Source organism: Shewanella loihica PV-4, from assembly GCF_000016065.1.
Taxonomy (GTDB): Bacteria; Pseudomonadota; Gammaproteobacteria; order Enterobacterales; family Shewanellaceae; genus Shewanella; species Shewanella loihica.
This window is the reverse complement of record NC_009092.1, coordinates 4,475,982-4,496,480: the sequence shown is the minus strand read 5'-3', so window position 1 is coordinate 4,496,480 and position 20,499 is coordinate 4,475,982. Positions and strand designations below refer to the sequence as shown.

Below are 20,499 nucleotides of genomic sequence, written 5' to 3'. Positions count from 1 at the left end.
TACGCTAAAAGGGTCAGAAAATTATGTCGCTCCAACAGTATCATCCCATCAGCCTGATGCAGGCCCAGAGCCAGCAACGTGGCGATGCCATCGCATTGGAAGGCTACGGCTTATCGGCCCCTTGGCAGCAGATCAGTTGGCGACGATTCGACGAGATTGGTGACCAGATCGCTAAGGCGCTGATCGCTTCTGGCTTCGCGGCCCAAGACAAGGTGGCGATCCTGTCGCAAAACTGCCCCCAGTGGACCTGTGCCGATGTCGGTGTCCTCAAGGCCAAGGCTGTGGTGGTACCTATCTATCCCACCAGTACCCTGGAGCAGGCGCGCTACATCATAGACGACGCCCAGGCCAAGCTGATCTTTGTCGGTGACGCCGAGCAGTACCGCATGGCCCGTGAACTGCTTGCAATCTGCCCCAGCCTGACCCAGATAGTGGTCTTCGATGCCGAGGTGGCACTTAAGCAAGAGGATACGGCTGTTCATTTCGATAGCCTGCTGACGCAAACCCATTCGCCCGAGGTCGATGCCGAACTGGCTCACCGTCTGGCTAACTTGGCCCTGGACGATCTGCTGACCCTGATCTACACCTCGGGCACCACGGGGGACCCTAAAGGGGTGATGCTGGATTACCGCAATATCGCCTCTGTGATCCGCCAGCACGATACCATTTTGCCCTTCACGCCTGGCGATGTGTCGCTGGCCTTCCTGCCGCTGAGTCATGTGTTCGAACGGGGCTGGAGCTTCTATGTGTTGTGCCGCGGCGGCCATAACGTCTACCTCAAAGATCCTATGACGGTGAAAGAGGCGATCGTCGATATTCGTCCCCACACCCTATGCGTGGTACCGCGTTTCCTGGAGAAGGTCTACAGCGCGGTGCAGGACAAGGTGAATAAGGCGCCCGACACTCGCAAGAAGCTGTTCGCCTGGGCCATGTCTGTGGGTGAGCGTCAGTTCGAGGTCAGCCAGGGGCGTGCTAAGGCTTCCTGGTGGCTCAAGACCCAGTGGAAACTGGCCCATAAGCTGGTGTACAGCAAGCTGCAGCAGGTGCTGGGTGGCAGGCTTAAGTTTATGCCTTGCGGCGGCGCGGCGCTGGATCAGAACGTGGCCAGCTTCTTCCATGGCATCGATATTCCCGTGCTCTGTGGCTACGGCATGACGGAGACCACGGCGACCGTGACCTGTAATACCCTGGATAACCGCGTCGCCGGCTCTAACGGTAAGACGCTGCCGGAAGTCGAGATCAAGCTGGGTAAAGACAACGAGATCCTGGTGCGCGGCGATACCGTGATGCGCGGCTACTACAACCGCCCTCAGGAGACCGCCGACAGCTTCGAAGATGGCTGGTTGAAGACGGGCGATGCAGGTCAGATAGACGAGCAGGGCAACCTGTTTATCACAGACAGAATCAAAGAGTTGATGAAGACCTCCAACGGCAAATACATAGCGCCGCAGCGGGTCGAGGGTAAGGTAGGTTGCTGCCCCTTCATCGAGCAGGTGGCGGTGATCGCCGATGCGAAAAACTATGTGACCGCGCTTATCGTACCGGCGTTCGAGTCGTTAGAGGCTTGGGCCGAGGAGAAGGGACTACATTACGAGTCGCCCATGGAGCTACTGCGCCACAGTCATGTGATCGAGCACTTCGAGCAGCGCCTCAAGCATCTGCAGCAGGAGCTGGCGGGCTTCGAGAAGATCAAGAAGTTTACCCTGCTGCCCGAGGCATTTTCCATGGAGGCTGGCCTACTGACGCCGACCATGAAGCTAAGGCGTAAGATGATCTACCATAAGTACGCCACCGAAATTAACGCTATGTATGTGAAATAGCGAAATAGCTTAAATGTTAAGGGCGCCTCATCAGAGGCGCCCTTATTCTATGGGGCCAGTATCTATGAGATCGGTAGTCCAAAAGTCCATCTTGCATCCCCCTGGTATCTCGGTTAACGTCTTTGGCACAAAAATAACGACTTAGTCTTAGGAGCTCCTGTGCCGTTACGCTCTTTCAGTTTAACCATTCAACCCAGATTCAATGAAACCGATGGCCTGGGCCATATCAACAATACCGTGATGCCCGTCTGGTTTGAGGCGGCGCGTGAGCCTATCTTCGCCATCTTCAATCCCTCGCTCAATCTGGCCGAGTGGAACCTGATTGTGGCGGGCTTCACCATCGCCTATACCTCGCCGACCCAGTATGGCCAGCCGGTGGAGATCAAGACCTGGATCAGCCGTGTGGGCAACGCCAGCTTCGAGGTGGCGCAGCAGAGCTGGCAGGGCGGCAAGATGACCGCCGAGGCCAAGACCACCTTAGTGCATTACGACTACAGTATCGACAAGAGCCGACCCATAGGGGAAGAGGTGAAGCAGGCGCTGCTGACCCTGACCGGCGAATAAGCGGGTTACAAAAACTTCTGCACGTACCAGCAACTGGCGCTGATGGCGAGTTGCTGGGACTTGGCCCACTCCAACCCATGGCGTACCAGGCGCCCGGCCACGCCCTGACCCCTGAGGGGATCCGGCACGAAGGTCCGTACAAAATCCACCTTATCACCTTGCCGCTGATATTCTAATACCGCATCATGGCCTGCAATCGACAACACAAATCGCTGCTGATCGGCCTGGTGTAATATCGTCTCCTGGGTCATAGTCTGCTTCTCGTTTTGTTGTATGACTCTTAACGTTAGCACAGGGTGAGGAGATAAGTCACAAGATGATTCGGTCAACATTTAGCTTAGGGGGAGCGGCTTGATAAGCCTATCTTTCAGTCGTTTAAAGCACGTTGCGGCCCAGGGGCTTGCGGCATTGGGACTCACGCTCCTGTTAGGGAGCGGCACCACTGTCTTGGCCCAGGAGATCGACATTCGTGGGGCGGTCGAGGCCAAGGTGAAGGGGGATATCACCAGCGCCATGGTGCTGACCGACGCCAACCTGATCACCTTAGGCATAGTTGACTTCAACCCCAACACCATAGTGGACCTGAGTGAGATAGGCGATATCAACGCCGGTGATGAAGAGTCGCTCAAGCGGCGCAGTCAGCTGACCTCCTACACCTTGCCCTGGGAGAGCGACACAGTGCCGCTCTCGCCCGAGTGGTCCCAAAGCATCCAGGTGCGCCTCTCTTACGTGCATGCCAGCGACAGCATACAGGGGCTGGAGGATGAGACCATCAGCAGCCCGATCAAGGATACCAGCTATCTGCTGGCGGGCGAGTATCGCTGGAAATATCAGATAAATGAGCAGTGGCGGGCGGTCTTTGGCCTGGGGGCGCAGTTTATCTGGCTGGAAAACCGCCTAATCTATAACGACCCCGTGCTGCGCAGCGTCAGTGGCATTCTCGACGACAAGCTGGTGAACACCAGCTATGGCGCCATCATGTTCGACCCCAATGCCGAGCTGACCTATACCGGTGACCTCATGGGGAACAAGTGGGAATTTATCAGCACCCTCAGATACGGCATAGGACGCAGCTTGCTGACCGACGATGGCATGCAGGCGGTGACGCCTCAGGTCGGGCGTCTGAGCAACGCCCTGGTGTTTCATTACGGGCTGCCCGACTTCTTCGACCGTCAGAACGAGATGCGCCTGCTGGCCAAGCGGATCGATCTTAGCGGCGATGTTATCGACCCCATGGGTACGCGCCACTACTATGAGTTCGGTGCCGGCTGGGTGGTGCAGACCCCCTCGCTGTCAGCCTGGCTGCGCAACATAGGGATAGGCATCACACTCAACATCAACAGCGGCCTGAGTGGCGGCGGCATAGTGTTGCTGTTTAACGAGGAGATGTGAGCCAAGCACAATCGAGGTTAGTCGATGCAGTGATCCTTGAGCACGGCCAGTAACTCCTCGGGCAGATTTGCCTTGGCTTGCTTGTTGAAGTCGAACATGACGGCGACCGAGGAGCCCTTAGTGGTGATCGCCTGTTGCTGCTCGCTGAACACCTGATAATGCATGGTGAAGCGGTCCTTGTGGATGTCGCTGATGCTGACGCCGATCAATAGGGTGTCGGGGAAGGTGACCGGGCGCTTGTAGCGTGCATGGTTGTCGCTGATCACTGGGCCCATGCCGTATTGGTAGAGCTTATCCAGCGGAAACAGCTGGTTAAAGAAGTCTATCCGCGCCGTCTCGAAGTAACGGAAATAGACCGCATTGTTGACGTGCTTCAGGGCATCCATCTCGCCCCAGGCGACTGGGATGCGGGTGTGAAAGGGAAACTGGCTAGCGAACTGCTCCATATCTTAACCTTCAATTTTCAAACAAGTGTTTAGTTTTGGGTTAAGATATCAGTATCTCGCCACAATACCAATCCCTGAGGGCGTTCGAGTGGCTAATGAGTCAGGATGAGGCTTTCTCGCGTTCTTCGATTTGTTCGACGAGCGGGCAACAAAAAAGGCACCCTAGGGTGCCTTTATTTTCCAAAGCGACAGATTAGAAGCTCAACTCTTTAAAGTTGGTGATCTGCGGGTAGTCGCCGGTACGCTGGGTGGTCTCGCGCACCATCTGCATCACACGCATGCCCGCCTGCTCGGCAGCTTTGAGCTCCTCGAGCACATCCGAGATAAACAGTACCTGCTTAGGCGCCAGGCTGATGGTGTTGATGATGTTAAGGTAGGCCTGTTTAAACAGCTTGTTGCCGGTACGGGTGTCGAAGTGGCCATCGAAGTATTCGGTCAGGTCGCCGCCGTCGCTGTGGCTGAACAGCAGCTTCTGGGCATCCACAGAGCCAGAAGAGAAGCTGTAGAGACGCACGTTCTGCGCCTTAATCTCTTTCACGCTGTCGATGAAATCAGGGTAGATGTGACCCTTAAATTCGCCTTGGGCGTAGCCCTGTTTCCAGATTAGGCCTTGCAGCGTCTTAAGCGGAGTGGCCTTGCGATCTTCGGCAATCCACTGTTGCAGTATCTCTACCACGCGCTCCAGTGAGGCGTCCGGCTCCAGCGCGATATCTTTCACATCGCTGATGCAGTTGTCGACCAATACATTAGTTTGATTCTCTTCTAAAAAATCAGCGAGGGCCTTAGACGAATAGGGAAAAAGGGTGTCCTGAATAAAGTTCAGATCGGTTGTTGTACCCGCTGTATCTACAACTATGGCTCGAATACCCATAACGTTGGCTTACTCCACTATGCATTAATAGAAATGATTCGCTTAAATGACAGGCCAGATCCTAAGCTGAAAACGCCCCTTTGGCTAGTGAATTATCGCCCAAAGACGAGTGAAGGCGCAGCGGGTCACAAGGGGAAACAGGTCTGGCGTTTTCGGGGGGAGGTTTGACTTGCTTTTGCTTAAATATCATACTCATTCGCTTGGGGCGTAAACCATGGAAAGGGAAACAAGGAAGGGCGAATGACTGTTAAATACCTCAAATTTATTAGCTGCTTAGTCTTGATTGCTGGTAGCTACTGCCTGCCACTTGCGGCCAAGATCAAAGTAAAGCCGCTGCCGATTCAGCTGGAGAGCTGTGAGCGTGGCGAATGCGTCGATCATTTCAAGGAATACAAGACGCTGGCCCGTTATGGCCATTCCGATGCTATGTACACGCTGGCCGAGATGTACCGTCTGGGCTATGGCACAGAGAGCGATATGCGCTTATCCACTAAGTGGTATCGCCGCGCCGCCAAGTTAGGCAACCCTTTTGCTCAGTACAAGGCGGCCATCCTCTATCTACAGGAGGGTGAGAATCAGGATATCGACAAGGCGATGCGCTACCTGCGAGACGCCAACCGCGCCGATCTTAACGAGGCGGCTCACCTGTTGGGAATGCTCTACGTAGAAGGCGAGCTGGTGGAGAAGGACAAGGTGAAAGCCAAGGACTACCTGACCAAGGCCTATGAGGCGGGTCATGAGCCGACACTTAATCTGCTTGCCGAAGTTAGCGAGGTGGCCCTCGAGGTCAAGCGCCAGGCTAAGGTGGCGCCGGTTACGCCCAAGAGTCAGGCCGCTCCGACAGATGAGATGGAGGTGATCGAGGTTCGTGCCCCTAGTTTGGAAGAGGTCTTTTCCTACCATATCGCCACTTTGCGTGCTCGTGTGCCCGATGGCATCAGTAGTACGGGGACCTCGCTGCGGGGTCGTACCTGTGGCGAGATGATCTCCTGTAATACTCAGGAAGACAGAGAGCGTATTCGCGATTTTCTCATGTCCACCTGGTAACGGCTCAGGTCGCCCTATCACTTAACAATAACAAGGAATACACGTGATAAATAAATGGATTGCTGGTGTTATCTTACTGCTCGGCAGTAGCTTGAACCTGGTTCAGGCGGCGCCGACCAACCTTGAAACGCTGATGGTTAAGGCGCCGGGTGTCGACAAGCCCATGGCCTTCAAGGTTACTCTGCCCGCCAGTTATGGCGAGAACCTAGATAAGCGCTATGTGCTGCTGTTCGACTTCCATCCCCGCAGCCGCGGCTATCTCGAGGGGATGCATGACTGGATGAGCCACAACGGCGACTGGCCCTGGCTGGAGACCATAATCGTCACCGCGCCCGACGGTGACCAGGCGCTGGGCAAGTTGAAGAGTCAGGCGATAGAGCAGGAAGGCAGCGTCGCCCTGCTGGATTTCATGGGGCAGTCGCTGCTGCCCGCCATCGACGCCAAATATCGCACCAATGGCTTTCGCATCATGAACGGCTTTACCGGCAACGCCGGCCTGGTGCTCTACACCTTGCTCAATCGCCCCGAGTTGTTCAACGCCTACCTGGCGGCGAGCCCTGTACTGAGTGACGACTTTGCCTATGTGATCAAGTCGGCCGCCGATAAGCTGGAGAAGCTCAAGGGCAAGCCACGCTACCTGATGCTGACTACCAGCGACAGCGATTTCGAGCAGCGTCAGCTGGAGGATTTCGCGGCTTTAGAGGAGCTGCTCGAGACGACCAATCATCCGGCGCTGCACTATAAGGTGAAGCGTTTCGACGGCACCTACTATATGACCCAGCCGATCCTGGCGACCGCCTACGGCATAGAGTGGCTGTTCGACGACTACCACAGGGTGCTCTCGCCAGACTCAGACATTGCCAAGGGCGGCGTGAAGGCGATTCTCGACCACTATAGTTACCTGTCGCAGCAGAAGTATGGCTTCCCCGTGCCGTCCACCGATTCGCTGATCGCCCTGGCGGACGCCGAGTTTGCCAAGGATAAAGATAATGGGCTGGCTGTTTATCTGGCGGCGGTGGAGGCCAATCCTGACTCCCACACCGCCCATGATGCCCTGGCAAGAGCCTATGGCGAGCTAAAGATGTTTGACTTAGCCATAGCCCAGCAGAAGCAGGCGCTGGCCAAGACAGACCATCCCTTCTGGACCCGTAAATACAGCGAGAGCCTGGCGGCGCTAGAGGCGCAGCGGCACTAATTGATTCTACATAAGGTTATCTCCGCCGTTTACCTTTATTGAAATACGCCGGCATCTGCCCTCTTTTGGTGCAGATGCCTATGCGTTTCGGCGCAGTCAGAGCGAATTTCACGCCCAGGCTCGCGCGATTTATCACCTTATCAGCCTTCTCCTGCCTGGGTTTTCGCCCCGTGGCGCGGCGTTTTCCTCTGTCTTCGCCGGGTTTCTGTGCCCGCGAGTGGGATTGGCGCCATAGTTGCAAAGCTTAGAGCCGTTATCTAAGGGGAGCAGTCTATGGCGGCAATGAGTTACTTGAGTGTGATCGAGCGGTACCATGAACATGAGCAGCTGGTGAAGGAGCTGTTGGAGTCGATTCTGGTGGGGATAAGCGATCCCCTGATGCTGTCCGACCCAGGCTTTCGGGTGCGGGCCATGGCCGAGATCGCCAACAGCTATCCCTTTATCGAGCTGCTCTATGTGCTCGACGGTGATGGAGTGCAGATCAGCGACAATGTGGCCATAGTCAATCGTGTGGTGCAGGCGATCCCCGTGGGGCGCAACCTGAGCCGCAGCCACAGGCCCTACTTCTCCAAGGCGCAGGAGACGCAGTTGCTCAAGATCACCACTCCCTATCTCTCCAACGCCAGCGGCCAGCTCTGCCTGTCGGCCTCCTATCGTATCGAAGACGACTCGGGGCGGGGTTTTATCGTGGTGGATATCAATCTCACTCAGTTGATCGAGTTTATGATGGGCGATCGGGCCAGACGGCGGGCGACGCCCCTGTTCAAGGGGGTCTATACCGCGCTGGTGGTCGGGCTGTTTATCATGGTGCTGGTGCTGATCAGCATGGCGACCGTGGATATCGCCGCCTTGCTCGCCGAGGGAGTTGTGCCCAGTGGCTCAATCAAGCCCTTTAGCATCATCATCTTCATCACCCTGGCCCTGGCGGTGTTCGATCTGGGCAAGACGATCCTCGAAGAGGAGGTGTTGATGCACAAGGATATCTTCCGCCACAGCTCTACCCGGCGCACCATCACCCGCTTTATCTCCACTATCTTGATCGCCATCTCCATCGAGGCCCTGCTGACCATGTTTAAGGCCTCTCTGGGAGAGATGAAGTATGTGCAGCCCGCCATCGGCATGATGTTCGCCGTGGTCGGCCTGCTGGTGGGGCTGGGGATCTATGTGTTTCTCGGCGCCAAGGCCGAGCTGCTGCTCAAACAGGGCAATGGTAAGCCTTAGGCCCTTGGCTCTTCAGTCATAGGCTAAAGAGTACAGGCCGAAGGCGTTATCCAAAGTTAACAGAGGGTACCTGTCTGCTGGATCGGCATGATCCAGTAGCGACAGGGGTTGTGCTGGCACACCCTGGCGAGCACGGCGAGCAGGGCCTGCTGCTGGCTGCTGGGGTGCATGATCTCGAACTTGCAGAACTCCCGATAGCCCTCCACCTGCTCCTTGATGTTGAAGTGGCTGTGCTCGCGGCTGAAGCCACAGATATTGCCAAGGCTGAAGCCGGAAAGAAAATCCAGCTCGATCAGGGTGTCGACTATGTCGTCTTTAATATCGTTCTGGGCGATCAGCACCAGTAGTTGTTCACTGCTCATCGGCGTTTCTCCAGCCAGTAGTAGAGGATAGGCAACAGGTAGAGGGTGGTGATGGTGGAGGTCAGCAGGCCGCCTATCACCACTATGGCCAGGGGTTTCTGGATCTCGGCACCAGGGCCGGTGGCAAACACCAGCGGCATCAGGCCAAACATGGCGGTGGTGGCCGTCATCAGGATGGGGCGCAGGCGGCGCATGGCGCCCTGTTCCACCCGGGTCAAGAGGTCGCTAAACAGGTGACGGGTCTGCTCATAGTAGCTGACCATCACCACGCCATTGAGCACGGCCACCCCCAGGAGGGCGATGAAGCCCACCGACGCGGGGACCGACAGGTATTCCCCCGACAGGTAGAGGCTGACGATGCCGCCCATCATGGCGAAGGGCACGTTGGCCAGGATCAGCCCAGCCTTGGAGAGGGAGCCGAAGGTGGTGAAGAGGATCAGGGTGATCAGCGCCATGGCGATGGGGATCACCAGCAGCAGGTTGTTGGTGGCGCGCTGCTGATTCTCAAACTCGCCGCCGAAGCTGACGCTGTAGCCGGCCGGCAGCTTGATCTGCTCGCCTATCTTGGCGTTAAGCTCTTCGACGAAGCCAACGATATCCCGTCCCTCGACATTGGTGGTGATCACCGAGAAGCGATCCCCCTGTTCCCGCTCGATCAGTATCGGGCCCTCCTTATAGCTGAGCTTGGCCACATCGGTCAGGCGCCTGAGGGAGTGATCCGGCATCACCAGCAGCTGTTGCTTAAGCTCGTTGATGCTGCCAAGCTTGCCCTCGCCGCTGGCGATCAGCACTGGGGTGCGCTTCTTGCCCTGCAGCACCTCGGTCACCGCCACCCCTTCGAGTTGGCTCTTGAGGTAGCGGGCAAACTCCATGGTGCTCATGCCGAAGCCTCTCGCCAGCTCGTTATCCAGGGTGAGGTTGATGAAGGGGCTGCCCTCGATAAGCGACATCTTCACATCTACGCTGCCGTTTGTGGCGCTCACCAGTTGCTGGATCTCGCCGGTCAGAGTGCCCAGGGTGTCGATATCTGTGCCGAACACCTTGATGGCCACATCGCCTATGCTGCCGGTCAACATCTCGGAGACCCGCATCTGGATCGGCTGGGTGAAGTTAAAGTTAACCCCGGCGTATTGCAGCAGCTCGCCGCGAATCGCCTCGATAAGCTCTGCCTTGGTATCGAAGCGCCACTCGCTGCGCGGCGCCAGCTCGAGAAACACGTCCGTCTCGTTCAGCCCCATAGGATCCAGGCCTATCTCGTCGGCGCCGGTGCGGGCGACCATCTGTTTTATCTCAGGCACCTTGCTCAGCAGGGTCTGCTGTATCTGTTTGTCGATGGCGATGGAGGCCTCCAGCGAGATAGAGGGTGACTTCTCCAGCTGCAAAATGATATCGCCCTCATCCAGGGTGGGCATGAAGGTCTTGCCCACCAGGCTAAACAGCCCAAGGCTGACGATCAACAGGCTGAAGGCGGTGAGCATAAAGCCTTTCTTCGCCTCGAAGGTGCGTTTCAGGCTGCCAAGGTAGGCGGCCTTGAGCTTCTCTATCGCCCTGGGCTCCTGGGCCGCCTTCTCGTTCACCAGATAGGAGGCGATCACAGGGATGACGGTGAGCGCCAGCACCAGGGAGGAGAGCATGGCGAACACTATTGTGACCGCCACCGGGGTAAATAGTTTGCCCTCCAGGCCGGTGAGGCTCAGCAGGGGCGAGAAGACTATGATGACGATGATGGTGCCCGAGACCACAGGGATGGCGACATCCTTGGTGGCGCGGAAGATCAGGTGCAGGCGCGGCAGTCGCTGTTTGGAGGCGATCTGATTGACCATGTTTTCGACCACCACCACAGAGGAGTCCACCAACATGCCGATGGCGATCACCAGGCCGCCCAGGCTCATCAGGTTGGCCGACAGGTCGAACAGATCCATCAGCAGGAAGGTCATCAGAGCCGCCAGCGGCAGCGACAGGGACACCACCAAAGCGGCGCGCACATTGCCCAGAAATAGCGCCAACAGCACGATCACCAAGAGCACCGCCTCGAAGAGGGCGCTGGAGATGGTGTCTATGGCGGTGTTGATCAGGTTGGCGCGATCGTAGAAGGTGTTGATCACGCTGCCCTCCGGCAGGCTGGTCTGGATCTGCGCTAGCTTCTGCTTAATGCCGTCGACAACTTGCGCCGTATTAGTGTCTTTCAGGGCGATGATCAACGCCTCGGCGGTCTCATCACCATCCTTGGTGACCGCGCCGTAGCGCGCCAGGTGACCTATCTGGATCTCGGCCAGATCCTTAAGGCGATAGACCTTGGCATCGTCGGCCTTCACCACGAGTTGTCCCAGCTCGTCGATATCGTCGATGCGGCCCTCGGCGCGCACGATAATGGTGTCAGTGCCTATGGTGAGTTTACCTGCGCCCTCGTTGTGGTTGTTGTCCTTGATCGCCTGCTGCAGATCCGCAAAGCCTATGCCGGCCGCCGCCATGGCCGCCGGGTTGGGGCTGATGCTGAAGCTCTTGGCATAGCCACCGAGAATGTTGACATCGGCCACCCCGGGCACTGTGCGCAGCAAAGGACGCACCTCCCATTCTAGTAGCTGCCTGCGTTCCATCAGCGACAGGTTGGGGTTTTCCAGGGAGAACATGAAGATCTCGCTCAAGGGAGTACTCATGGGAGCAACACCGCCGGAGACCCCTTCGGGGAAGCTGTCCCACACGGCGGCCAGGCGTTCGCTCACCTGCTGCCTCGCCCAGTAGATATCTGTGCCTTCGGCGAAATCCAGGGTGATGTCACTGATGGCGTACTTGGTGGTCGAGCGTAGGATCGCCTGATTGGGGATCCCCAGCAGCTCTGTCTCTATGGGCACAGTGATCTGCGCCTCTATCTCTTCGGGCGTCATGCCCGGCGCCTTGAGGATGATCTTCACCTGGGTGGGCGAGATATCGGGAAAGGCATCTAAGGGGATCGCCAGCCAGGCCTTGCCGCCGGCGGCCATCAAGATGGCGGCGACGATCAGCACAAACAGGCGCTGGGTGAGGGAGAAGCGTATTACCGAGGTCAGCATCTTATTCGCCCCCTAGGCCGAGCATGATCCCTTTCACCGCCGCCACCGACTGCGACAACACCTGCATCTGGCTCAGATCCAGATCGCTGGCGACTATGTATTGCTCAGGCGTCGATCCCAGTATTTCTATGGTGACCGCCTCAAGCTGGCTCGCCTGCTGGGTAAATACCTGACTCTCCTGCTCCCAGCTGAAGACGCTATGCTTGGGCAGCAGGTAGACGGCCTTTTGATACTCGGGTATCACAGTGATCTGCTGTCCCAGCAACAAGTTACAGCCTTGAGGAACCGGCTCAGACCAGGCGTTGATAAAGGCGCCGTCGGCGATGGCCGACTGGGCATCTATGGTGAGATGACAGGCATTGATGTTGATTGCAGACAGCGAGGCTGACTGGCTCATGGGCACATTGACCCGGACGCGAATGGCATCGCTGGGTACCAGAGAGAAGAGCTGTGTGCCGGCGTGGTAGGGGGTGTCGAGCTGATTGAGTTTGACGATACCGGCCACGGGCGCGCCTATGGTCAGCGACTCGCTGGCCTCATCCTTGGCGAGCACCATGGCCATGAAATGCTGCATATGCTCATATTCGAGGTGGCTGGCAAAATAGTCCTGGCTGATCTCGCGCCACTTGTCGGCGCTGATGCTACCGTTCTTCAGCAGCGGGCGGTTGCGATCGTAACGCTGCTTCGCCAGTTGATACAGGCTGCTGGCGGCCTCGACCTGGGCCAGGAAGTGGAACACTTCTGGGCCGGTCAGCCTGGCGATGGCCTGTCCCTGGCTGACGGGCTGGCCTTGGCCCACCAGGAAGGTGACCTGCTGGATATTTTCTGGCGTGCTGACCCAGTAATCGTTGCCGGGTAGGCGGGCGACCTGGGCGGGCAGGGCGCTGCCCTCGTAGCTGGCCACCTTCTGTGGCTGCACATAGCTTAAGGCAAGCTTGCCTAGGGTCTCTAAGCTTAATGGCTCGGCTTGAGCGGGATGCATAAGGCTGGCGGAGAGAAACGCGGATAAACAGAGGAGGCTGGCGCCATACTTGGCCGTCATAATGAGATTCCTAAGGCTTGTAGTTGCTGAGAATGGAGTTGTTGTTGGCTGACCCGGTTCAGCGCCAGGCGTGATTCGGTATCCAGCGCATCCATATAGCGGCGCAGCCAGATCTCATAGCTCACCTGGTTCTGATCTTTCACCTTGGCCAGCTCTTCGGTGATGGTGCGGCTCAGGGAGAGCCCCTGCTTGAGCAGTCGCTGCTGCTGGCCGAGCGTCTCTTGCTGCTTGGCCAGCTTCTCCGCCTGGGTCTTGAGTTGTAGATAGGTGCGATCGCTTTGCAGTAGTTGTTCCTGGTTGGTCTGTTGCCAGCTGGCGAGATCGCTCTGGGACAGGGCGGAGCTCACCCCGAGGGGGACAGTGATCCCCAACCCCAGCTGATTGTCGTCCAGCTGGTCGTCGGCGGTGCGCTTGGCGGTGAGTGAGAGGGTCCAGGGATCTTGTGTGCCCGCCTGCTGACGTTCGATCATCAGACGCGCCTGTTGCTGCTGTAGTCGCTGCAGCTGCCACAGGGGGTGCTGGGCCAGCTGGTTGTCGAACTCTGACACCTGCCACAGCTTGGCGCTTGGCTCATCATCGATGGATTCAGGTGGCAGCTGCTGGCCCGTGAGACGGTAAAACAGCGAGGCCGCCTCGGCCTGTTGCTGTTTGAGCTGGATCTGCTGCAGGTCGATATCCACCTGCTCGCGCTCGAGTAGCAGCAGATTAGCCACAGGCAGCTCGCCCACGTCGGTGAGGCGCTTCTGCTGTTGATGCAGCTTATCCAGCAGCTTACGTTTGCGCTCCAGCTGGGCCAGCTTGACGCTGGCGAGACGATAGTCCCAGATGCTTTGACGGATAAGGCCGGAGAGGTAGAGATTCTGCAGCGCCTGCTGCTGGCTGCCGATGGCCTGGGACAACTGCTTGATCTGGCTGTCGCTGTCGTAGGCGCCGGGGGGCTTTAATGGCAAATTGAGCGACACCTCCTGCTCGTAGCTGTTACCATTGTCCAGGCTGCCCAGATGGCTCAGGCTGATGCTGGGGAGCCCCATCAACCAGCCTGAGCTGCTCAGTTGCTGGGCGCGTTCATCCGCGACGACGGGCGCCTCGGCGCTGGCATTGGGAAGCCTGGACTTACTGATCTTCAGCAGGTGGTGGAGTTGATGTGTCGAGGCCGCATAGCCAAAGAAACTACTGCTACTTAATGCGGTCAACAGACATATCTTGATACAAGACTTAACGACGGACATAAGCGATTTCTGTGGTATTAAAGTGTGCCGTCAGTCTAGTGATTGTGTCGCCCCTGTCTTGAGGGAGATGTATCATAAAGCGGCCTATGGTACATATGTACCATAAGCTAACTTATTGATTTTGTGTTGCTTCGCTTTTTTGTATTATCGGAATTTGGCTGTAGATTTGCCTGTGGATTTTGGCTGTCTGGCGCGTAATTGAGTGTGGGCAGGCCGTGATAGGAGTAGGAATATCCATGAAAAAGGATCTGGTTATCATCGCCCTCTTGGTGCTTATCATGTTGTTTAAGCTGGTGGATATTGTCGCCGACGTGCAACTGGAGATCCCCGCCTGGCATATCGCCCAGGAGAGTGTCTTGGTGCTGCTGACCGTGATCGCCACCCTCTACCTGAGCCGCGACCTAATGCGTCGCTCCCGTCAGGTCAAGGCTCTGGCCCACAGGCTCGCCCAAGCCGATAAGCAGATAGATAACCTATCGACTCAGATGCGCGCCGCCCGCCAGGAGTATAGCCAGGCGGTGGCCAGCCAGTTCGATACCTGGGGCTTCACCAAGAGCGAGCAGCAGGTGGCGTTTTTGATCCTCAAGGGGCTCAGCTTTAAGGAGATCGCCGAGGTGCGCCAGACCAAGGAGAAGACGGTGCGCCAGCAGGCCTCCACCATCTATGGTAAGGCCGAGGTGGATGGCCGCCACACCTTCTGCGCCTGGTTTATGGAAGACTTCATTCAAGATCATAACCAGGAGCTAGCCAACAACGAGGCGGCCTAGCCTCTGTTTGTCAGCGTCCTCCGGCCGAGCGTTATTCGCCGCCCTTCCTGGCCCAACCCGCCGGCAGGCTGTTTTCCATGCGCTCCAGACGTTCGAGCAGCCGTACCTGATTGCTCAGTACCTCCTGCTGGTTGGCGATGATCGCCTGCTGAATCGCCTGGGTTTGGCAGTATCTCAGCTTGTTATGGCCATAATTGGCGGCCGTCAGCGCCGCCGAAGAGATACCGTTGAGTAGCTCACCGAACTTCTTCAAAGGGTTATTCTTTATGGTGCCGCCCACATAGCCGTGCACCTGAGCGACAGGCTCAATCTTGGTGGTGCCCAGCGCCTTGAGCAGCTGACCAAACAGCTTGATGGAGCCCGCCCCGGCAGTGACGAAGAAGGCGGCCTGTTCAAACTCGGCAGGGTCGCTGTTGATAAACTGGCAGCTGTCGCCCACCAGGCTGTTGATATTGCTGTTGAAGGCTGTATTGGTATTGGGGCCGAGTCCTCGCCTCAGGGTTTCCAGATGAGTCGTCATCTCGTGGAACACATCGAAGAATCCCGACTGGAAGGCGCCGCCATCGATCGTGAAGGCGCGATAGAGGGGATAGATGGAGTAGCCCGGCATGGCATCGATCAGGCTGATCATGGGGTCGAAGTGATAGATGTTGCCGAGCAGGCTGCTGTCTTGCATGTTAAACAACAGGTTACCCGTGGATTCCAGGTCGCTCACGAAGGCGATAAGATCGTTTTTAAAGTGGTAGCACTCGCTACCCCCGGCGCAGCTGGCGCCACCGAAGGCGGCCAGCCCCTCAAATTCCTGCTGGATCACCATGCGGCCTTCACTGCCGGCATTCTCGATCATGTCGAACATCTGTTGGGTGTAGCCGTTAAAGCTCTGCTGTGCCTGCTGCAGGATCAGCACCTTACCCTGAATATCTACCGTGTTGGTAACTGTCTTGCCTGCATCCTCTGCGGCGTCGGCGGCGTCCGTTGCCGTGGTCTTGAGCTTATCCCAGATGTCAGATAGCAAGTCGGCCTGACTGCTTGGGCTGACGGTGAGCCCGGCGGCGAGCAGGCTGGCAATTAGCAGGGGATAGGCGCGGGAGAATGTGTGGCTGTTCATAGCGACTCCTAATCGATCAGGCTTGATCAAGCGAGGGGAGATCTTTTAGGTATAGTGGCTATCTCTATGGCCAGAGGCTGTGCCGCTTGCGAAATATGTGCAAAGCCAAGTACATCGGGGGTTACACTTGGCTCAGTGAGGAGTCACAATGCTTTACACGGCTTGAGAAACTATCTTGTTCCACCATTGGTGTTTCGCGCGGTTTTTGGCTAGGTAATAGTCGATATTCTTGCTTACTGCAATGTGAGCCCGGCGCTGTTTATTTGCGCCCGATGGGCGTAACTTGAGGTGATGATCCTTGTGTGAGGTTTTTATGGCGAACTCAATCCGACTCGAATCTGAGATCACCTGTCCCCACTGCGGTCACAAGCGTGTGGAGACCATGCCCCAGGACGCCTGCCAATTCTTCTACGAATGCCATGGCTGCCACGGGATTCTCAAACCCCTCCCCGGCGACTGCTGCGTCTTCTGCTCCTACGGTACGGTGAAGTGTCCGCCAATACAACTTGGCGGGTGTTGTCAGGGTAGGTCTTCCTGAGACCCAGAATGGTGGGGATTAGCGCGGGCTCTCTTTAATAACGGTTTGGATCTGAACCTGTGAGGTAAAGAGCAAATTATTAACTTTGCGCTGAGTTGTCATTTGTATAGGTGATTGTAAATATTACCATAATTGCTGTTAATCGCCTGCCGCGGGCTTATGTGCAGGTACGTCTTCGGGACGCTGTAAAGCCATCCCTGGCCGCTTAACGAAAACATCTGACCGACATGGATGTCGGGAATGCCGAAAAATGTCGGGAACATTTTTGGCCCCGTTTTCGATACCCTCAGACATACCTACACACCTTATCCAACGTCTCTTCGATTAACCTTCAGCTGATGCCCTTAGATGATATAAGTGATGGTCGTTTCTCACTTGGGGTTTATGCAATTTTTGATTCAGGTACATCTAGTGCGGAAGCGAGTTCGACTAAATCCTTGTATGCCGAATTGTTATAGTTACTTTTTTTATTTTCAATTTCAGCGATAATAACAAACCAATTTTTTATATCTGGAGTTTGATTCCTATTTGACAAAGAACGAATGGCCTCATTCCTAAGGTTTGAGATTCTTGAAACTGATTTTATGAGAGTATGTGAGACCTCTATAAATTGGTAAACACCTAATTCATATTGCCCATCTGAAATAAGGTTGTCTGCTATAGAGTTTAAATAGTTGGCATGTCCGACTGAAAATAAATTACTCGGCTTTAGGTTGAAACTTAATTTTTCTGGGTCACTGGCCGAAACTATTTCCATTAATTCGTAATGTAATTGTTTTTTATTATCAAGTTGATGTATCAAATCCTTTGTTAAAACTAAGTCATATAACATCTGATTTTTCTCTCTCAGACAGAGCAGGAATGCTAGATAGAGCAGGTTTATGTGTGAATTGGTCTTTAGATTTTCGACAACAGAAATGAGGCGTTCTGTTGTTTGAATGACTTGCCTTGCCGATAACGAAAAGACGTTATACATGGTCGTTAGATTTTTGAGTGGTATTAAATCAGAGCCTTCACTCTGGACATCAAGTTCTGGCCAGTTCTCGATATTTCTATCGTTAAAGTATGATTCAGATAATTTTTTCATATCACAATGAACTGAAAGTAACTTTTCAAAAGAGGGTGCCTTTAGGGTGTAACGACTGTTAAAGAACCTGCCAAGGTAGGTGCGGGCATCGAAGCCTTCGCCGTAGATCGCCTTTATTGTGTGTTGTAGTTGTTCTGTATCAGTGGCAACGACAAATACCACGCCGGGAATATCGAAAATGTGCTTGATCGTCTCCAGCATTTCAACCGCATAACTAGGCCTGCATCGATCGAGTTCATCGATAAATATAAATGCGGGATGCTGCTTTTCTCGAAGTCCGGCGACGGCTCTGACCCACTCTTCAACACTTAGCTTTAAACTGGCTATTGCATCAGATTTGGCATCGTGATCCTTGATTAAGTGTTCGACTATTTTAGAGGCTGCTAGCCCCATATCGATATCTTGTCCATTTCGGTCTTTAACCGTCTCACCAATATCGTCATCATCAGCTTGTTGAATGATTTTTACGGGATCTATACCTAAGTATTTGGTTGCAACTCCTCTTGCAATGCTTGGCGCGGCAGCTTTGAGTAAGCCTATTAATTTACGTGGTGTTTTAAATAGAGGATCTTCTTCGCTTTTCCCTGCTTGTTCTCTTAACTGCTTTATCATCGATGAGATGACAGTCATTAAGGGATCGTCTGAGTAGTCTTGCTTCCAAGCGTCTACATAAACAACGGGGTATTTCTCTTTCAATTCTGCCGCCCAGCGACGCAGGAAGTAAGATTTACCAGCTCCCCATTCGGCGTTCAAATTTAATACATAGTTATGTCTCTCGTCTGAACTACCAGCTCCCTTAGAAGCCAAAAAATGTGTCAGAAACTCCGCATATTTTGCGCGATCTAGCTGGTCGGCAGGGAAGTTCTCCCTGCCGTCTTCTGTTTGAAGTGGGCTTGACCAATCAATCATAATTTGTGACGCCATTTACTGGATCTCGAGTGACATTTGATAGGTCATCTTGGTCTTTATATTTATGAATTTCAATTGCATATTCCTTATTACAAGAATTTGTTTCAGCAATCCTTTTAGCTATTGGACGCCTTGGTAGTGGGAGTTGGCCTTTGGGGGAGTAGAGGGTTCACTTAAAAGAGTTAGGCACTTCTGCAATGATGCCAAATCGAAGAGACAGATGACCGGGTGTAAGCACGCTTTTGGCCTTCGGTGGCATGGATGCCACCGCAGAGCACCCAGGGATGGGCTTGCTGCGTGCCAAAAGTGTGCTTGCACATGAGCCCACCGCAGGTGATAGGTTGCCAAAGCGTTATGGTTTTCAAACACCTATCAAATGAAAAATTTGGCTCAGGAGCCATCCTAAACGATGAGTACACCTCATCGCTCAGGCGTCTAACAATCTTATTGATGAACCAACTTTCCGTTTTTTACCACTTCCTTACACACATCCACCCCATAGCTGTAGGCCAGTGCCGCTGGAGTGGTGATATCCCATAGACAGAAGTCGGCCTGCATGCCAGGTTTGAGTACGCCGACCGAGTCCTCGACTCCCAGCGCCTTGGCGGCGTTACGTGTCATGCCCGCCAGGGCTTCCTCTGGGGTGAGGCGGAACAGGGTGCAGCCCATGTTGAGCATCAGCAGGCTAGAGCATAGCGGCGATGAGCCTGGGTTATAGTCGCTGGCCAGCACCATAGGTACCTCATATTGGCGCAGCAGGTCGATAGGCGGCATCTGGGTTTCCCGCAGAAAGTAGAAGGCGCCGGGGAGCAGGGTGGCACAGGTGCCGCTCTCGCTCAGGGCCTTCACGCCTACCTCGTCCAGGTATTCGATATGATCCACCGACTTGGCGCCCAATTTGGCGGCCATGGCCGACCCGCCCAGGTTAGAGAGCTGCTCGGCGTGCAGCTTGATATCCAGTCCGGCCGCTTTGGCGGTGCTCAGCACCCGCTCTGTCTGCTCCAGGCTGAAGGCGATATTTTCACAGAAGACATCCACGGCATCGGCCAGGTTTTCGTTAATCACCGCGGTCAGCATCTCGTCGATCACCAGGTCCACATAGGCGTCGCTGTTATCTTTATACTCGGGCGGAATGGCATGGGCGCCGAGGAAGGTGGTCTTCACATCCACATGATGATGCTTGCCTAGCTCGCGGGCGACCCTGAGGAGCTTGAGCTCGGTTTCTGTGTCCAGACCGTAGCCAGATTTTATCTCGACCGTGGTTACCCCTTCTTTGGCGAGGGCGTTGAGGCGTTGGCGTCCCAGTTCGAACAGCTCGGCCTCGCTGGCCTCGCGGCAGGCCTTGACCGTGCTGATGATGCCGCCGCCGGCGCGGGCGATCTCTTCATAGCTGGCACCTTGGAGGCGAAGCTCAAACTCGTTGGCGCGGTTGCCAGCGAACACCAGGTGGGTGTGGGCATCGATAAGGCCCGGCGTGAGCCAGCCGCCCTTGCCTCTGTAAACCGGCGTTGACAAGACATCGAACTCGGGTAGCTCGCTACGGGGACCCATCCAGGCGATCTTGCCCTCCTTGACGGCGATGGCGGCATCGGTGATCGCACCGTAAGGCGCTGAAATTTCAGGGTCCATAGTGGCGATGTTGACGTCAATCCAAACCTGATCCCAAGACATGATGTTTCCCTCGACTGGCACGCCCTAACGGTGGCGGCAATAAATTTATGTGAGCTAGCTTGTATTTACTTGTATATACAAGCTAGGATTATAGCGGTAATTTTCAGCATTTGAAAAGTGTAATCGAGTTTGCGGCGATGCCTGGGAAGTAATCATTACCCGGGCCGCCCACAAGGAGCA

At 55.4% G+C, this 20,499-nt stretch carries 18 protein-coding genes; 8 read left to right on the top strand and 10 right to left on the bottom strand.

The annotated features are described in order from the left end of the window. Positions 1 to 23 precede the first annotated feature (23 nt). On the top strand, positions 24 to 1,820 hold the full coding sequence (locus SHEW_RS19565; RefSeq protein ID WP_011867570.1) for an AMP-dependent synthetase/ligase: 1,797 nt from the start codon (positions 24 to 26) through the stop codon (positions 1,818 to 1,820). A 159-nt stretch (positions 1,821 to 1,979) separates the two neighbouring features. Then, positions 1,980 to 2,384: an acyl-CoA thioesterase gene (locus SHEW_RS19560; protein ID WP_011867569.1), complete on the top strand. Its 405-nt coding sequence runs from the start codon at positions 1,980 to 1,982 to the stop codon at positions 2,382 to 2,384. Between the two features lie 5 nt (positions 2,385 to 2,389). Here SHEW_RS19560 and SHEW_RS19555 read toward each other — a convergent pair whose 3' ends face one another. Continuing rightward, positions 2,390 to 2,635, bottom strand: a complete 246-nt coding sequence (locus SHEW_RS19555) for a GNAT family N-acetyltransferase (protein WP_041406816.1) — start codon at positions 2,633 to 2,635, stop codon at positions 2,390 to 2,392. A gap of 100 nt (positions 2,636 to 2,735) precedes the next feature. Between SHEW_RS19555 and SHEW_RS19550 the strand changes: the two genes are divergently transcribed. Beyond that, complete coding sequence (locus SHEW_RS19550; RefSeq protein ID WP_011867567.1) at positions 2,736 to 3,776, top strand: Solitary outer membrane autotransporter beta-barrel domain; 1,041 nt, start codon at positions 2,736 to 2,738, stop codon at positions 3,774 to 3,776. 17 nt (positions 3,777 to 3,793) lie between these two features. Here SHEW_RS19550 and SHEW_RS19545 read toward each other — a convergent pair whose 3' ends face one another. Both SHEW_RS19545 and mtnC read right to left on the bottom strand, forming a co-directional pair. Next, a complete protein-coding gene (locus SHEW_RS19545) occupies positions 3,794 to 4,222 on the bottom strand; it encodes an acyl-CoA thioesterase (protein WP_011867566.1) in 429 nt (142 codons plus the stop codon). Positions 4,223 to 4,415: 193 nt separating this feature from the next. Further along, positions 4,416 to 5,093 carry an acireductone synthase gene (mtnC, locus tag SHEW_RS19540; protein WP_011867565.1) on the bottom strand — a complete coding sequence of 226 codons (678 nt, stop codon included), beginning with the start codon at positions 5,091 to 5,093 and terminating at the stop codon, positions 4,416 to 4,418. A gap of 240 nt (positions 5,094 to 5,333) precedes the next feature. On the opposite strand from mtnC, the gene SHEW_RS19535 reads away from it, so the two are divergent. From SHEW_RS19535 to SHEW_RS19525, 3 genes are all read left to right on the top strand, one after another. Beyond that, positions 5,334 to 6,140 (top strand): tetratricopeptide repeat protein, encoded by an 807-nt coding sequence (locus SHEW_RS19535; protein WP_011867564.1) that lies wholly within the window; start codon positions 5,334 to 5,336, stop codon positions 6,138 to 6,140. Positions 6,141 to 6,183: 43 nt separating this feature from the next. Beyond that, positions 6,184 to 7,335 (top strand): alpha/beta hydrolase-fold protein, encoded by a 1,152-nt coding sequence (locus SHEW_RS19530; protein ID WP_011867563.1) that lies wholly within the window; start codon positions 6,184 to 6,186, stop codon positions 7,333 to 7,335. Between the two features lie 273 nt (positions 7,336 to 7,608). Continuing rightward, positions 7,609 to 8,556 (top strand): PDC sensor domain-containing protein, encoded by a 948-nt coding sequence (locus tag SHEW_RS19525; protein WP_011867562.1) that lies wholly within the window; start codon positions 7,609 to 7,611, stop codon positions 8,554 to 8,556. 56 nt (positions 8,557 to 8,612) lie between these two features. Here the strand turns inward: SHEW_RS19525 and SHEW_RS19520 are convergent, their stop codons facing one another. From SHEW_RS19520 to SHEW_RS19505, 4 genes are read right to left on the bottom strand one after another with little or no spacing between them, the layout of a single operon-like run. Beyond that, a complete protein-coding gene (locus SHEW_RS19520) occupies positions 8,613 to 8,918 on the bottom strand; it encodes a DUF3240 family protein (protein ID WP_011867561.1) in 306 nt (101 codons plus the stop codon). Next, the gene (locus SHEW_RS19515; RefSeq protein ID WP_011867560.1) at positions 8,915 to 11,968 is read right to left on the bottom strand and encodes an efflux RND transporter permease subunit; all 3,054 of its coding nucleotides are present in this window, start codon (positions 11,966 to 11,968) and stop codon (positions 8,915 to 8,917) included. The genes SHEW_RS19520 and SHEW_RS19515 overlap by 4 nt, the downstream gene beginning before the upstream one ends. A gap of 1 nt (position 11,969) precedes the next feature. Then, positions 11,970 to 13,010 carry an efflux RND transporter periplasmic adaptor subunit gene (locus SHEW_RS19510; RefSeq protein ID WP_011867559.1) on the bottom strand — a complete coding sequence of 347 codons (1,041 nt, stop codon included), beginning with the start codon at positions 13,008 to 13,010 and terminating at the stop codon, positions 11,970 to 11,972. Beyond that, positions 13,007 to 14,239: a TolC family protein gene (locus SHEW_RS19505; protein ID WP_011867558.1), complete on the bottom strand. Its 1,233-nt coding sequence runs from the start codon at positions 14,237 to 14,239 to the stop codon at positions 13,007 to 13,009. The genes SHEW_RS19510 and SHEW_RS19505 overlap by 4 nt, the downstream gene beginning before the upstream one ends. A gap of 236 nt (positions 14,240 to 14,475) precedes the next feature. On the opposite strand from SHEW_RS19505, the gene SHEW_RS19500 reads away from it, so the two are divergent. Continuing rightward, positions 14,476 to 15,006 carry a helix-turn-helix transcriptional regulator gene (locus SHEW_RS19500; protein WP_011867557.1) on the top strand — a complete coding sequence of 177 codons (531 nt, stop codon included), beginning with the start codon at positions 14,476 to 14,478 and terminating at the stop codon, positions 15,004 to 15,006. Positions 15,007 to 15,037: 31 nt separating this feature from the next. Here SHEW_RS19500 and SHEW_RS19495 read toward each other — a convergent pair whose 3' ends face one another. Then, positions 15,038 to 16,114, bottom strand: coding sequence for a hypothetical protein (locus SHEW_RS19495; protein WP_011867556.1), 1,077 nt, complete (start codon positions 16,112 to 16,114; stop codon positions 15,038 to 15,040). Between the two features lie 313 nt (positions 16,115 to 16,427). Here SHEW_RS19495 and SHEW_RS20980 point away from each other — a divergent pair, with 313 nt between their 5' ends. Beyond that, positions 16,428 to 16,652: a GDCCVxC domain-containing (seleno)protein gene (locus SHEW_RS20980; protein ID WP_011867555.1), complete on the top strand. Its 225-nt coding sequence runs from the start codon at positions 16,428 to 16,430 to the stop codon at positions 16,650 to 16,652. Positions 16,653 to 17,034: 382 nt separating this feature from the next. Here the strand turns inward: SHEW_RS20980 and SHEW_RS19485 are convergent, their stop codons facing one another. Further along, positions 17,035 to 18,648 (bottom strand): KAP family P-loop NTPase fold protein, encoded by a 1,614-nt coding sequence (locus tag SHEW_RS19485; protein ID WP_223294746.1) that lies wholly within the window; start codon positions 18,646 to 18,648, stop codon positions 17,035 to 17,037. Between the two features lie 444 nt (positions 18,649 to 19,092). Continuing rightward, positions 19,093 to 20,319, bottom strand: coding sequence for an imidazolonepropionase (gene hutI / locus SHEW_RS19480; protein ID WP_011867553.1), 1,227 nt, complete (start codon positions 20,317 to 20,319; stop codon positions 19,093 to 19,095). Between the last annotated feature and the right edge of the window lie 180 nt (positions 20,320 to 20,499).

What these genes read in the sequence shown, in the direction of transcription:
- SHEW_RS19485 (WP_223294746.1), bottom strand. Translation starts at nt 18,648, where the DNA reads ATGATTGATTGGTCAAGCCCACTTCAAACAGAAGACGGCAGGGAGAAC.
- SHEW_RS19515 (WP_011867560.1), bottom strand. Translation starts at nt 11,968, where the DNA reads ATGCTGACCTCGGTAATACGCTTCTCCCTCACCCAGCGCCTGTTTGTG.
- SHEW_RS19535 (WP_011867564.1), top strand. Translation starts at nt 5,334, where the DNA reads ATGACTGTTAAATACCTCAAATTTATTAGCTGCTTAGTCTTGATTGCT.
- SHEW_RS19555 (WP_041406816.1), bottom strand. Translation starts at nt 2,635, where the DNA reads ATGACCCAGGAGACGATATTACACCAGGCCGATCAGCAGCGATTTGTG.
- SHEW_RS19495 (WP_011867556.1), bottom strand. Translation starts at nt 16,114, where the DNA reads ATGAACAGCCACACATTCTCCCGCGCCTATCCCCTGCTAATTGCCAGC.
- SHEW_RS19520 (WP_011867561.1), bottom strand. Translation starts at nt 8,918, where the DNA reads ATGAGCAGTGAACAACTACTGGTGCTGATCGCCCAGAACGATATTAAA.
- SHEW_RS20980 (WP_011867555.1), top strand. Translation starts at nt 16,428, where the DNA reads ATGGCGAACTCAATCCGACTCGAATCTGAGATCACCTGTCCCCACTGC.
- SHEW_RS19565 (WP_011867570.1), top strand. Translation starts at nt 24, where the DNA reads ATGTCGCTCCAACAGTATCATCCCATCAGCCTGATGCAGGCCCAGAGC.
- SHEW_RS19525 (WP_011867562.1), top strand. Translation starts at nt 7,609, where the DNA reads ATGGCGGCAATGAGTTACTTGAGTGTGATCGAGCGGTACCATGAACAT.
- SHEW_RS19510 (WP_011867559.1), bottom strand. Translation starts at nt 13,010, where the DNA reads ATGACGGCCAAGTATGGCGCCAGCCTCCTCTGTTTATCCGCGTTTCTC.
- mtnC (WP_011867565.1), bottom strand. Translation starts at nt 5,093, where the DNA reads ATGGGTATTCGAGCCATAGTTGTAGATACAGCGGGTACAACAACCGAT.
- SHEW_RS19500 (WP_011867557.1), top strand. Translation starts at nt 14,476, where the DNA reads ATGAAAAAGGATCTGGTTATCATCGCCCTCTTGGTGCTTATCATGTTG.
- hutI (WP_011867553.1), bottom strand. Translation starts at nt 20,319, where the DNA reads ATGTCTTGGGATCAGGTTTGGATTGACGTCAACATCGCCACTATGGAC.
- SHEW_RS19545 (WP_011867566.1), bottom strand. Translation starts at nt 4,222, where the DNA reads ATGGAGCAGTTCGCTAGCCAGTTTCCCTTTCACACCCGCATCCCAGTC.
- SHEW_RS19505 (WP_011867558.1), bottom strand. Translation starts at nt 14,239, where the DNA reads ATGTCCGTCGTTAAGTCTTGTATCAAGATATGTCTGTTGACCGCATTA.